This window comes from Methylobacterium sp. 142-1Y, assembly GCF_057747795.1.
This window is the reverse complement of the sequence record NZ_CM173224.1, coordinates 4,890,126-4,903,780: the sequence shown is the minus strand read 5'-3', so window position 1 is coordinate 4,903,780 and position 13,655 is coordinate 4,890,126. Positions and strand designations below refer to the sequence as shown.

At 62.6% G+C, this 13,655-nt stretch carries 8 protein-coding genes; 2 read left to right on the top strand and 6 right to left on the bottom strand.

Annotated features, from left to right (window positions below):
- Window positions 1-198: 198 nt before the first annotated feature.
- Window positions 199-1,095 carry a LysR family transcriptional regulator gene (locus AC3AOF_RS22485; protein WP_488346549.1) on the top strand — a complete coding sequence of 299 codons (897 nt, stop codon included), beginning with the start codon at window positions 199-201 and terminating at the stop codon, window positions 1,093-1,095.
- Window positions 1,096-1,099: 4 nt separating this feature from the next.
- Here the strand turns inward: AC3AOF_RS22485 and AC3AOF_RS22480 are convergent, their stop codons facing one another.
- Complete coding sequence (locus tag AC3AOF_RS22480; protein WP_488346548.1) at window positions 1,100-2,227, bottom strand: amidase; 1,128 nt, start codon at window positions 2,225-2,227, stop codon at window positions 1,100-1,102.
- A gap of 418 nt (window positions 2,228-2,645) precedes the next feature.
- On the opposite strand from AC3AOF_RS22480, the gene AC3AOF_RS22475 reads away from it, so the two are divergent.
- Window positions 2,646-4,079, top strand: a complete 1,434-nt coding sequence (locus tag AC3AOF_RS22475; protein WP_488346547.1) for a phage integrase — start codon at window positions 2,646-2,648, stop codon at window positions 4,077-4,079.
- 2,011 nt (window positions 4,080-6,090) lie between these two features.
- Here the strand turns inward: AC3AOF_RS22475 and AC3AOF_RS22470 are convergent.
- The 5 genes from AC3AOF_RS22470 to AC3AOF_RS22450 form a co-directional block, all read right to left on the bottom strand.
- On the bottom strand, window positions 6,091-7,194 hold the full coding sequence (locus AC3AOF_RS22470; protein ID WP_488346546.1) for a hypothetical protein: 1,104 nt from the start codon (window positions 7,192-7,194) through the stop codon (window positions 6,091-6,093).
- Window positions 7,195-7,427: 233 nt separating this feature from the next.
- Window positions 7,428-11,309 (bottom strand): phage tail tape measure protein, encoded by a 3,882-nt coding sequence (locus tag AC3AOF_RS22465; RefSeq protein WP_488346545.1) that lies wholly within the window; start codon window positions 11,307-11,309, stop codon window positions 7,428-7,430.
- 427 nt (window positions 11,310-11,736) lie between these two features.
- The gene (locus AC3AOF_RS22460; protein WP_488346544.1) at window positions 11,737-12,447 is read right to left on the bottom strand and encodes a hypothetical protein; all 711 of its coding nucleotides are present in this window, start codon (window positions 12,445-12,447) and stop codon (window positions 11,737-11,739) included.
- Complete coding sequence (locus AC3AOF_RS22455; RefSeq protein ID WP_488346543.1) at window positions 12,444-12,854, bottom strand: hypothetical protein; 411 nt, start codon at window positions 12,852-12,854, stop codon at window positions 12,444-12,446. The genes AC3AOF_RS22460 and AC3AOF_RS22455 overlap by 4 nt, the downstream gene beginning before the upstream one ends.
- A 317-nt stretch (window positions 12,855-13,171) precedes the next feature.
- A complete protein-coding gene (locus tag AC3AOF_RS22450; protein WP_488346542.1) occupies window positions 13,172-13,480 on the bottom strand; it encodes a hypothetical protein in 309 nt (102 codons plus the stop codon).
- Window positions 13,481-13,655: the final 175 nt, after the last annotated feature.

The window sequence follows — 13,655 nt, the reverse complement described above, 5'->3', positions numbered from 1 at the left end:
CCACCGCGATCGAAGCAAATGAGAGTTGATACCAACGGTCGTTGGAAACGACCTTTGGTTCCGCTCTCGAATTTTCGCCAAGCCTCTGGCTTGAAATCGAAAATTCGAGATGGACCAATGGCCCGATGCATCAGCATCTCGGGCCATTGTTATGAAACGGCGCGCATGAACCCGTTTCATGGGCTCAGGATGAGTCCAATGCGCCGCTTGCCCCCCTTCCCCGGTCTCGTCGCGTTCGATGCCGTGCTGCGGCACGGGAGCGTGACGCGGGCCGCCGCCGCGCTCGGCCTCACCCAGAGTGCCGTCAGCCACCGCTTGCGCGGCCTCGAGGAGCATTTCGGCGCCCCGCTGCTGGAGCGGCTGAATCCGGGCCTGCGGCCGACGCCGGCGGGCGAGCGCCTCGCGCGGGACGTTGCCCCGCTGCTCGAGACGCTGGCGGGATTGCGGGAGCGGGTCGCGGGCGAGCGGGCCTCGCGGCCGTTCCGGATCGGCGTCGGTGGGGCCGTGCTGGCTTGGTGGCTCTCACCGCGTCTTCCAGACCTGGCGGCGGCGTTTCCGGCTGTCACGATCGAGGTGACGACGTGGGATGGCAGGCCCGGAGCCGAACCGGGCGAGACCGATCTGGCGCTGCACTGGATCCCCCGTGAGGCGCAGGGCGGCAGCCGATGCGAGGTACCGTTCCCGGCCGAGACCGTCTTTCCGGTCGCCGCCCCTCTGCTCCGTCGCTCCCGTGAGGATGGCGATTGGCGCCGGCTGCCGCTGCTCGCGAAGGGGCAGGCCGCCGACGGCCTCGGCAACGAATGGTCCTGGGTCACCTGGCTCGGCGACGACGGGCGGCGCCCGCCCGCGATGCGCTTCCGCGACATCGGCGGGGCCCTGCGATCGGCGCAGGACGGCAACGGCATCGTCCTCGCACGCTCGCTCCTCGTCGCCGACGCGCTCCACCGGCGCCGTCTGTCCCGCCTGGTGCGGCGGACCGAGATGCGGCCTTCCTCGAAGGTTCAGGTGGCGCGGTGGAGCGACCGGGCCGCCGAGATTGCGCCCGCGATGGCGGCGTGGCTCGTGGCGGCCGCGCACTCGACCCTCGGACGATGACGGATCACCCGGCCTCCGGCGGCACCCCAAGATGATGCCCCGTCTCCCGCTGAAACGCCGCCCCCACGCCTAAGCACAGGGCATCGTCATACGGCTTCCCCACCACCTGCGCGGCGACCGGCAGCCCGGTCCGCCCGAGACCGGTCGGCAGCATCAGGGCCGGAAGTCCCGTAGTGTCGAACAGCATCGTGTTGCGCGGCAGCACCGCCTGGAGCGGGTGGGATTCGCCGTTCACCTCGACCGTGAGGCTGTCGAGCGCCGCCGCCTCGCCCCCGAGGCCCGGGGTGACCAGCACGTCGACGCCCTCCAAGGCGTCGAGAACCTGCGCCAGCACCAGGGGCCGGCGGCGCAGGGCGCGCAGGTAGTCGGTGGCGGAGAACAGCCGGCCCTGATCCATCCGGGCGCGGGTGCCGGGATCCAGCGCCGCGGCGCGGTCGAGGTCGGGCTCCTGGAGCGCGGCCAGTTCCGCCATCACGATCGTGTAGCCGTCCTGGTGCGCGGTCGCGACCGGACCGAGATCGACCGGCACGAGGCGCGCGCCCTGCCGCTCCAGAACGCGCAGCATCGCCTGCCAGGCGGCCAGCACCGCACCGTCCTGCATCTGCGTGAACCAGCCGTCCGGCACGCCGATCCTCAGGCCCGACACCCCGCGTGCCCGCGAGGCGTCGTAGCGGCCGGCGGCGTGCGGGTCGGCGCCGTCGGGGCCGGCGATCCAGGGCATCACCCGGGCCAGATCCTCGGCCGAGCGGGCCATCGGGCCGACATGGTCGAGGGTCCAGGACAGGGGCGCGACGCCGGTGCGCGGCACCAGCCCGCGGGTGGCTTTAAGCCCGGTGATGCCGCACCAGGCCGCGGGTACCCGGATCGAGCCGCCGGTATCGGTGCCGAGCGCCAGCGGCAGCAGCCGGGCGGCGAGCGCAGCCCCCGAGCCGGTCGAGGAGCCGCCGGTCCAGCGCGCCCGGTTCCACGGATTGGCGACCGCGCCGTAACGCGGGTTGTGGGCCGAGCCGCAGGCGAATTCGGTGGTCGCCAGCATGGCGAGCGGGATCGCCCCGGCGGCCTTGAGACGCGCCACCACCGTCGCGTCGGTGTCCGCCACCCGGTCGCCGGTGAGGCGCGAGCCGCAGGTCACCGGCGCCCCGGCGCAGTCGATGATGTCCTTGATGCCGAAGGATGGAAATCGAGGCTAAGTGCCTGAGTTATTGAGATCGTTGACGAAATCGGCCGGAACCGTGATACAAAACCGTGAGACACGGCAGATGGCCCGATACATGTCGAAACCCGTCATCCGCGGCGACGCGCCGCACCGGTACGAGAAACGAGTTCCGACCGATCTTGTGGCGAAGCTGAGGGGACGCGAGGTCTTCATCGAACTCCCTGCGGCTGCAAGCGGCGATTCGCGGCTGGTCAGTTTCACGCTCGGTCAGTTCGCTCGCGTCTCACTCCACACGCGCGACCACGCGCTTAGTCACGCCCGCTGCGCTGCTGTGCAAGCCCACCTTGAGCGTGTGTACGAGGCTGCCCGAAGCGGGTCGGCCCGGTTGACGCCGATGCGCATCGAAGCTCTGGCCCGCCAAGTTTACGAACACATCAGCCGCCGGTTCCTAGAATCTCCTGGCACCCCCGACGCATGGGCGGCAGTCAAAGCCTTCACTCGCGCAGCGCTGGAAGGCCGCATAGCTAGCGCGCCAAGACTGCCATGCGATTTTGATCCGGTTGACGAGGTGCAGCTTGCTCGCGAGTTGTTCGGCGAGACGATGACTGATGTCATCGATTCTCTCCCGCCCGGCGTGCATACCTCAGCTCTCGAGCAGAGGTTTGGTGCTTACGTTGATTGGGTTCTGGGCATTAACGGACTTGAGATAGATGAGGGTTCTCGTTCGACAATTCTGGAGCGTGTTGGCGTAGCCATTCTCAATGCGTCATGGCGCATGAAGCGCGCGGCAAACTTTGACTGGTCCGATGATCCGGCCGAAGGCAGGTTTCCAAAGATCGATCCTGGCGAAAAATTGCGTGAGCCATCGTCTGCTGTGGCTGGAATATCTTTTAATGAATTATTAGAAAGATGGGCGCGCGAGGTTAATCCTGCTGCATCTACTCGCGATACTTGGCATAATGTAGCAAAGCAACTTACTAAATATGTTGGACATGATGATATTACGAAAATCAGCAAACAAGATATAATAAATTGGAAAGATAATCGTATTGCAAACGGTGTTAAACCTAAGACACTCAACCAATCATATCTTTCTTGCCTTAGAGCGCTTTATAATTTTGCAATCACAAACTCACTCCATGACGACAATCCTGCTAAAGGTGTAAGGGCTGGTGGCGGAAATCGAGCCAGCGACGCGAAGTTGGCATATGAAGACCAAGAGATTGCGAAACTTCTCGATCTATCTAGAAGGGAAACATTGCCAATTCGCAGGTGGGTGCCTTGGCTGCTTATATTGACGGGTGCTCGTGCGGGAGAGATTTGCCAGCTTTGGGAAACGCATGTCCGCATGATCGATGGCATTCATGTAATTTCTATCCAAGAAACAGATGACGGTGGGACGATCAAGCACTCTGCTGAGCGCTACGTTCCCATCCATCCGGCATTGATCGAAGCTGGATTATTAGATTTTGTGGCGAGTAGAGAGGGGCGGCCTCTGTTTTACGACCGACTGTCGCGAGTCGGTGATGATAAGCGCCATAAGTCAAAGCACATTACCGCGAGGCTAGGGAGATGGATTCGTGGCAACGGCTTTACAGACACGCGTAAGTCTCCTTTGCATGCCACTCGCCATTGGTTCAAATCAGTGGCGTCGCGCCTCGGAATTCAAGATTCGATAGTTGACGCTATCCAAGGACATAAAGATGGAAGGGCGGCGTCTGTCTATCGACACATTGATATCAAGACGATGGCGGAGGCAATAGCAAAAATTCGTGTTCCGCTCCTTGATGATCGCTCAGAGACGGCCCTGCCCTTGAACAATGCGTAAGGGGCAAGCTCCCCTCGACAGCAAGAGCGGTCGGACCTAATTTCATTACGCCCGACCGGTGGCGCTACCCACCGGCCTTGGTCCTAAAGTGCCGTTACCAAATCAGAGGGAAGGCGAGATGGAGTGTGAAGCCCCACTTGCCTTCCCGCCCCCGAGTCGCAGCCAGGCGGTGACACCCGACCAGCTCTCGCAAGCAGCCGTTGGCGTTAAGCGAAACGAGACCGACCGGTGGTAAACAGGGGGTGGACGTGCCGTTTTGGCGCCTGTCCCGGGCCGAGACCCGCCGTTCGGGGTGCAGTTAATTGCAGAGGTGCGCTCTCTGATGCGCGAGGGAGACCGGTCTGAAATCGGACCCACCCCGGCGGTTTTGGTGGCAAGCCATATTGGGATTGCCGCTACGCATAAGTAGACTCACGAAGGCGCCGGCACAGAAGCCCCCATTGGGCAGAGGGCCGGCGGCTGCAACCTTCTACGCAGAAACGCAAGTCCATGCGCCCGTGGATAGCGGGGATAAGAACGAGTTTTTGTGGAGAGCTTGTGGACGAGTCCGGTGGAGGGCCGCGCCCCTCATACAGACAGGCCGGCCTCTAAGCGGTAGGTTGGACCAAGGCCCCGTTTGTCCCGAAAGTCTCGTGGCAATCGGCGCTTACGGCAGAGCTTGCCGGCTGCCGGCGGAGCCCTCTGGGGCAAAGGAGATAGGGCTGGAAGGGAGGTGATAGATGTGAATGGATTCCCAGTAATCAGCGTCACCATCGCAAAAAACCCGACCGGATGGTCGGTTACCATCACGGTCGGGTTCTTGTAACGGCCTAGGGAAACCGCCAACGAGGGTCGCGGCTGCCACCGCGGCCCTCACTCATGAGTGTAGGCCCAACGGGCCTATCGATCAATCGTCGCTTGACTAGACGGCCGGGTTATGCATTGCGCGTCCGCGTCGTGTACATGTTTCATGTACAATGCCCCCCTAGAAGCCACTGGGAGCCCCGCCTGTATCGTTTTTCGATACCGGGAAAGGTTCCGGTGCCCCGAAGCCAAATGGCCGCCTGCGGCCATCCTGATCGCTTTTCGAGAGTGCGAGCGGCTTCAAAAAAAATCACTGCTGCGTGGATTTTGAGGCATCTGGAAGCCGACGTGGCCCAGTTCCCGCCGCGTCGCGCTTGGCGCCCTCGGATGGCCGGCTAGACGGGCGTTGGGGTCAAGGTCACGGGCCGCCTACGTGCGGCACGGTCCTGCATCAGGAGAGCGAGGCGTCATCCTTCCTACATGAAACAGGACCCGCCACTCCGCGGCGTCCGTCATGAAGGAGAATGCATGACGCCTGGCATCAAGAGCCTAATCGCCGCTTTTGTCCGTGGGTTTGTCCAAGGATTAGGCCAGTGGATTAGCCCCAAATTCATGCTTCTGCTCGGAAACTTGATCCAGTCGCATCTAAATGGCTGGTAGCGGTTCGCCTGAGAGCTGCCCGGCCGAGAGGATGAGGACCGGCACCCTCGGCCGAGGGCGAGCCCGGCGGCACTCGAGGCACCAGCCAGGGAGGGGGTTATGCGGATTTTTGGAGCGGAACCCCCCTGGGACCACCCCGTCCCCCCTTGTCCGTGCGCGGCGTCGTCAAGAAGGCCTGCTCGATGGTGCCGGCACCCGACCGGGGAGGTATGTCCCCGACCGTCCCCCGGTTCATGTCCTGGCAAGCATCCTCGACGTTCCAGCCGCGCGCCGGGTGCCGGGTCAGGCCGACATGGCGACGGGGTGCCATTCCTCAAGGCGTATCCCGAGGGAGACCTCGTCAAGACCCTCTAGCTCGGCCGCCGCCTCCGCCGCGTTGGTCTTGAGCCTGGTCAAGATTGCATCAGGGTCTTCGGACCCTTGGCCTACCAGGTGGTGGGCGGCCTTGAGGTCGTGGCCGATCAGGGCGTGGGTGCCGGCACCATCGAGAAGTAGGCGTCTACGATCGCGCCCGGTTCACCTACATGGCCGGACACCGCGACGGTGCTGCACCACCGCCGGGGCAGGATCAGGCTGCGAGGGCGAGCGACTCCAGACGTACCCACATGGGCCAGGTCTGAGGCGCCGCTGTAGGACCAGCCAGAAGGTGAAGGTTCTTGAGATCGTGGCTGGTCACCTGCAAGGGTGCCGGCACCATCGATGAGTTGGTGTCTGCTGTCCCGGCCCTGTTTCCTCCCTGGCAGGAAGGGCTTTGGATCGGTGGCACTGATTCGTGCATCCCTATCTCTTGTTTATATATTGGCGCGCACGAATTAGTGTCACGCCCCGCCTCACCCGGAACGTCACCATCCACCTTGGCCTTTGCCTTGTCCCGGTAGTAGGTGCTGCGGCTCTTACCCTCCGTCTCCCAGGGCTTCAGCCGTTCTGCTGAGGTCGCGTGAGACTTTGCCCCGGCCTTGGCGCGAGTGGTGACCATGCGGGCCGCATTCCGCTTCCGCCGATCCGCCTCCACCTGCTCAGGGGTGCGATCGACCACGCCGATGGTCTTCAGGCCAAGGCGATCCTTCGTGGCGGTCGTCATCATGAGCTGTTGCGCCATGGCTTCCGAAGTCGGGCAGTAGCCTTCGACATACGGCAGCCGACGCCATTCCTGCTCAGCCCGCATGTCCTCCCAACGGTCGAACGCCTCGCGCTCGCGATCACTCACCCATGCCTCGCCCTTCTCAGCGACGAGTCGGGGCACGCACATGCAAGCCCAGGAAAGCGCCTGCGACCGGCAGTGCGTCCCGGTCACCACATCGAAGCTGTCGCCGGAAACGATGGCCTTCTCGATCAAGTGCGGTAGGGCGGCATCGAACCAAATCTCGCCATCATCAGTGTCGCATGGGCCGTTGTGTGCGTCGACCAGAAGGGACGCCAGGTCATCAAGGCGAGCGTTGACAAAGCCTAGAGCTGGCTTGGGCAGAGATTTCCGCCAGAGCTTTTGTAGCTTCGGATCGTCGGTGAGCTGCCAGAGCTTCTTCCGGACCGATCCCGGCTTGAAAAGCTCACTATAGAAGCGGTCAACACGCTTGCGGCGGCTGTCGTTCTCGACATGGCAAATGAACCAATCGAGAGCCAAGGTGGCGTTTTCGTATTGATCGAACTCGTCGGGGGTGTTAAACATCGTCATGAAAGCGAAAAGAGTGGTCGGTGGCTCTGGAGGGCCGGCGATCGGAGTGTTTGAAAAGCCCGCAGCGCCAACTGCGGGCTTTTTCGTGTTTGATGTATCACGAAACCAGTCAAACCCAAAATCGAGAGCCCGGCTCGACTCGGATCAAACAAAATTTTAACCGAGCATCGGGGCCGGAAGACTCATCAATGCGTTTTTTGCATCGATGAGCCTCTTTCGATAGGCATAGACTATCAACCCCACTGATGATTTACCTCGTGCGTGCGACGCTCCATCCGATCGCGCAGGCGTCGCTGCACGGCGTTCGCCAGGGCCTCGGGATCGCCATTGAAGCCGTTGATGATGACCTGAGGCGAGCCCCCACCACTGCCGCCGCCACCGCCACCGGCCTCGGCACGCCGTCCCATGGCGGGATCGGTGCGCGACGGCTCGAGCGGCACGTTGCGGGTGGCCTCGTCCGGGTTCATCCGGGCGGACGGCAGGGGAGCCCTGCTCGCACTCTCGATGGCCTTGGCGTTGCCGCCGGCACCAGGCTTCCAGCCGCTCGATGTCATGTCGGCCTTGGAACCGAAATCCTTGTAGCGGTCGGGATCGACGGCAGCCGCTGCGGCCTGGGCTACTTCGGTCGAACGACGCACGGCGAGCTTCGAGGCACGCTCCCATTCCGTCCTCACCGAGTCGACCGAGTTGCCGGAGATCATCTCAAGCTCAAGCTCTCCGGTCTTGGGGTTGGTCCGCTTGCCGCCAGTCGCGAAGCCGACATGACCGCCCATGCCGTTGAGGCCCTTGCCGCGATGCTCAACAAGCACGTCGCCCCGCATCGCGTCGTTGGCGCTCACGCCCTTGCCCCACCCGAGGAATGAGTTGGCCACCGCCGATCCGGTGCCCTTCATCCCCACCGCTTTGAGCGATGAGTTCACGAAGCTTGAGCACCAAGCATTCTGCGCACCGCGGATTTCTCTGCCCATGAAGGCAGTGAGCCGCGCGTTGTCGCGAATTTCGTGGGCGCCCTCGAAGGTCTTAGCGATGTCCACGGCACTGCCCGAAGCCGACGCCTTCATGGCCGAGACCGTGTCAGTGCCGCCCTCACCCATCGAGAGGGCACGGTTCAAGTAGCCCTGGCGGCTGGACCAGTTCTTGACCCCGGCACGTTCAAAGTTATTCTCGAACGCCACCATGGAGCCTTGGGCCGTGCTCTCGCGCTTGACCGCGGCCAGGGACCCGGCGTGGGTGGTCTGAAGCTCGTGCTTGAGGAAGCCGTAGTTCGCCGCATCGGAGCGGGGGTCGAGCCCCTTGGACGCAGCCCAGGCCTCGAAGGCGCGACGCCGCGGTCCGGTCCACTGAGCCCAGCCTGCGCCGCCACGACCCCCACCGAGGGGCTTGCCCTCCTGGTATGCGGTGAAGCCCGCGGACTCGTGGCCGAGGTTGGCGACGACGCCAGCCGCTTGCGCCTTGGTCAGACCGAAATCCGACATCAGGTTCTTCATGATGCCGGGGGCCTTGGCTGCGAAGGTCGCCCCGGCGTTGCCGCCCGGTGCCTTTCCGCCGCCACCGATGATGCCGCGATAGCCCATGCCGACGTTGCCGAGTGCTCCTCCAGGCGTCTGGCCGCTCAGGAGTGCTCCCGAGCCGCCGCCCCCGAGGGAGTCGCTGACGCTGCCGCCGCCGGAGCTACCGGAGCCGCCACCCGAGAACGATCCGAGCGCCGAGCCGGTGTTGCCGCCAAGGCTGGCGAGCTGGATCAAGCCGCCCAGGCGCGCCACGTTGTCGTTCATCCCCGACAGCGAGGCCGTTTGGATCATCGATTTCAGATTAGGTTCCTGGTAGCTCTGTTTCTGAACTTTGGCGTCACGGCCCATCATCCAGTTCCAGCTCTTCCCCATCCATCCCTTGGACTGATCTTCACGGACTCCTTCGGAGCCCTTCCTATCGAAGTTAGGAAGGTTGCTCGTGAAATACTTTCCAATCAGGTAGGCGAGGGTGCCAACGCCACCGGCTGCAACAGCGCCAGCCGCACCGCCAGCCGCAACCGCGCTACCAGCCCCGGTGCTAATGCCGAGAAGCGCCAGGAGCCCGCGGGCCGCGGTCAAAGCGTTCACGAGCAAGTTAATCCCGCCAGCCAGGAGACTGAGCACTGAAACCACGGGCGCGAGAACGATCAGCGATGCCGAGAGTAGCGTGATTTGCGCAACAAGCTTACCGATGTCCTGGGCGGATTGCTTGCCGTCGACGCCGATGCTGCTGCCAATGGTCTTTACCACGTCGACAAACGAGGTGATGCCCTGAGCGATGCCCCGGCCGAAATCCTTCAGCTTGCGCGTAAGGTCACCAGGACCGTCACCCACGATGCCATCGATCAGCTCGCGCCAGGTGCGGACACCGAAGCCTTCCTTAAGGCCATCCAGAAACGACTGAACGTGCAAGGTAACCTTGTTCCAGTCGAACTTCTGGCCTAGATCGGCGAAGTAGGTTGTCACGTCTCTCAGGATGCCATCGAAGCCGAGACCGAACTTTTCCCAAAAGAGCTGAAAGGTGGCCTTGGTGGTGTTCCACATGCCGGCCCATGATCCAAGGCGCTCGCCTTTTAGGGTCGCGAGGAAGTCCTTGTTATTCGGATCGTTGGCGGCCTGGCGCGTCGAACGGATTTTTCCCGATGATTGGGCCATCATCAGCATCTTGCCGCCCCACTCGTCTTTGCCGATGAGCGAGGCGATCAGGTTGGCCTTGACCGGGTCCTTCTCGGCGATCTCGCCGAGCTTGGTGTAGAGTTTCTCGAGCGTGCCGGCCGGGTCCTTGGCGGTCGCCGCCGAGACCGCGCCGCGCGAGCCCATGCCGAGCATGCCGAAGGCCTTGTTCAGGTCCTTGGCTTCCTGGCCGCGGGCATACTTCGCGTTCAGCAGGTCGCGCTGCTGGTGCTCGATGAAGGTGCCGGCCATGCCTTCCTGGATACCGGCCGAGATGCCGACACCCGTGAAGGCGGTGAGATCGGACACCTTGAAGTTCTTGTTGGAGAGCGCACCCGCGCCGCGCCGCAGGGAAGAGACCAACTCGTCAGAGTCGGCGGCAGTCTGAGCCGCAACTATCCCCATCGAGTTGAGCATGCCGCCGATCTCGGCCGGGCCGCCCTTCGTGAGCTGCGCCAAGCGCCCAACGAGCTTAGTCGTCTCCGGCACGTTGAGGTCCATCCCGGCCGTGGCCTGTAGGATTTCCCGCGTGACATCGGCTGCCTGGCTCTTCTCGATGCCGGCTTTCAAAACTTCAGTATAGGCGTTCAGCGCCGCCGGCACGTTCATGCCGTTGCGCAACGCCTCCTTGTCGAGCCAGCCTTCCCGGACAGCCTTGACCTGGGCTTGGCTCATCATTGCGATGCCATCGCCGCCGAACATGCGAAGGTTCGTCTCGGCCGTATCAGTCGTCATCCTGGCGCCGATGCCGGTGCGGACTGCGCCAGCGGCTACAAGGCCCCCGGCGGCAGCGGCCCTTGCTGGAGCTGATGCCGCCTGTCTGAGCTGCGATGCGCTCGAACGCATGCCTGAAAAGCCGCTATAGACGCTCCCGATCGTCCGCCGTCGTTCAGCTGCAACCTCTCGCTCGTGGCGCAACCGCAGGCCGAGCAGGTATCGATGATGCCTGATTTGATCTCGAACACGCCTCGCTTCGACGCGGGTTGCGGCATCCTCTTCGGCAGTTTTCTGCCTGCTCATCCGGGCCTGGAAGCTCAGGCGCGAGCGCAAGTCTCGCATTGCGATTGCTCCGGCCCGCCGCGTCACCTGGGCTTCGACCCGGGCCGCGCGCATGGTCTCGGCCGCTGCCGCTTGCTTGACCCGGACCGCGACTCGATCCTCTCGGAGGCGCTGTGCGGCCATCCGGCCCTGGAACGCCATCCTCTGGCGCAGGCCCTTTATCGAGGCTCGGTCTAGGGCGAGCTGATCGGCGACGCCGTCACTCTTGCCGCTGCTACTGGCACCACGACCACCCCCGGTCGCGCCGATGCCTCGAAGGCGCTTAAGGTCGTTCTCGAAGCCCTTGAGGGATTTTCGGAGGGCATCAAGTACGACTTGAGCATTTCCCCCAATATCGACACCAATTTTGATTTTTTCTTCGTTGGTCATCATACACGCATGCGTTTTCGTCCGAATGGGCGTCCCCACCGGAACCTTATTCGGGAATTCTGGAGGTTGAATCACCCAAGGCGTTCTGCGAAATCGAAAAAGATGATTTCGGCCGCGATCACCCCGGGTGAGGATTGGTAATTAGAGAGTCTTGGAGATTTCGTAACTCGCGGGTTTAGTCATGGTACCCGTTCTAGTCACCACAAAAAGACCACCCCCGGGGGTTTCCAGGTATTTGTTTGGATTTAAAGCCCGGTTATTTTGATTTTTGCCGACCCTGTGTTTTGGGTTCTGAAACAGGTGTTTGCAGAGGGGAGGCAGGGTCCCGATAGGTACCTGTCGGGTGCCTGCGAGATCGGAAAATCAAATCATTCTTTTGTAGGTCACCTCGGGCGGATCGACGGGTTGCCTGATAATGACCAGTCGGTCATTAATCCTCGATGATCGCGCCGTCCTCTGTCACCTCGACGCGCTGCATGAACTTGGGTGGGCGCCCACGGCCTCTCTTAACCGGCTCAGCGTCATGAGCTGTGGCAGGTGACGGTGTGGGCGATGTCTCCCCTCCAATGGGGTTCTCACCCTCGAGGGGATCGGCCGCCTCCCGTAGTTGCTGCCGAGCAACCGTCCGCGCCATCGTTTCCTCATCGCCCATGTAGGGGTGACGAGTCTCAAGCATCTTCGCCTTCTCGACGACCGACACACCATCTTCTAGCAGGCGACGTGCGCGAGCCCGGGACTCCTGCTCCCGTGCATGGGTGATCTCATCGGCGATGTCAGTCGCTGTAGGAGCCGGCGCTTGGTCCGGGTGGTCGCGCTCGTAATCCTCTACAGCCCTCGCGAGGTATGGCGCGAAGCTCGCCTTCGTCCGTGCGGCGCCGCGATCAATGTGCGCGCTGAGCCCACCCGGCCATCCAATCATCGCGTGCTTGGCAGCTTCGGCCGCCTTTGCAGCCTTCTCGGCCTGTTCCCTGTCCGCGATCTCCTGCCGGATGCGCCGGACCTCCGCCCATTCCGGATCAGCCTCGCGCTCAAGCTTTCGCTGAGCACGCCTTTCCTCGGTCCGCGCCTGGTTCCAGGCCGTTGCATCTGAAAGGTTGTTGAACCTTGTCGGCTTCTTGGCCGCATGATTGTAGAAAGTCACTGTTTAGCCTCCGCTTCAAGGCGCGCGGCCTTGGCCGGGTCCTGCCGCATCATGATCATTTGCTTTGAGATATTGAAGGTCTTAGCCGCAAATGGGTTCGGCTCGGACGTGACCGAAGCTGTAGAGGTCGGGCTGTTTCCTGGGCTGCGAAAGAGAGTAGGGCGCGACGCCTTGAGTTCGTCCATGTATTCCTCGAGCGTCATCGTGGGGCAACCGGGCCGCATCGAGACACGCGGGAAGCCGTTATCATCAACAACACTGAGGTTGCCGTCATCATCCACGCGGATGCGGTTCCGCACTTGGTGCTCGATGATGTCCTTCACCTCGTCGAGGGGGCCAGCGTTCGCGACCGCGCCCGCAACAATGCGCGAGGCGAGCGCCATCGCGGCCTTGTTTTCAGTTGTCATGGTTTTTGTCCTTATATCAGGCCACTTCGACCTGTTTCGTCTCTTCACGCACAGCACGTGCGGCGATGAGCTTGATGTAGCCGTTTAGTGTAAGGCCGTTGATGTTGGCCGCATGCCTCAGAGCATCATGCAACGCAGTCGGCACGCGCAGTGCGACGTTCCGACTCGAGGCCGGAGACTTTGTGTTCACTTTGGATTGTCCTTGAAAATGAGAAAGGCGCCGACCGCGGGTAATGCGGGGCGCCTTCGGGGTGAAGAATTCCAGGATGCCGTGAGCATACCCCAATCCAGGCGAAATGTCAAGTATCTGCAATGGGTTAGTGATCTAATCGCGCTACGCCGTACTTGCCGGCGGCGACGTCGGCGGCTATGTCTGGGCGGTCGCGCTTGATGCGGGCGGCGAGATATTCAGGATTTTCGCCACGCTTCAAGGTTCGGACCGAACCTTGCTCCCTCACCGTCCGATCACCCCCATGCTTCATCATCGGAGCCGCCATCTCCATCGTGGCAACAGCCGCCTCCCTCCGGCTCTTGAACTCCCGCTCGACGTCGATCACCAACCGATCCGGGTCTTTCTCGGCGATCAGCTCGTCAGCGAAATCTGGGTCGATGCCGTTTTGTCGCACTAAGCGAAGTCAGGCAGCGTGCCCACATCTATGGGCAGTAGTCGATGACGCGCGCCGGCATGGCCGCTGAGGCTGCGACTTCAACCGTGCGCCGCGCCACCGGGCGCCGGTTCGACCGTCCAAAGCTCCGCATCGCGGGTTGGCAACCCCCGCCACAGCTATGCCTGGAGCTAAT

Coding starts and splice junctions, on each gene's coding strand:
- AC3AOF_RS22465 (WP_488346545.1), bottom strand. CDS start 11,309: ATGATGACCAACGAAGAAAAAATCAAAATTGGTGTCGATATTGGGGGA.
- AC3AOF_RS22485 (WP_488346549.1), top strand. CDS start 199: ATGCGCCGCTTGCCCCCCTTCCCCGGTCTCGTCGCGTTCGATGCCGTG.
- AC3AOF_RS22470 (WP_488346546.1), bottom strand. CDS start 7,194: ATGACGATGTTTAACACCCCCGACGAGTTCGATCAATACGAAAACGCC.
- AC3AOF_RS22455 (WP_488346543.1), bottom strand. CDS start 12,854: ATGACAACTGAAAACAAGGCCGCGATGGCGCTCGCCTCGCGCATTGTT.
- AC3AOF_RS22475 (WP_488346547.1), top strand. CDS start 2,646: ATGCGCATCGAAGCTCTGGCCCGCCAAGTTTACGAACACATCAGCCGC.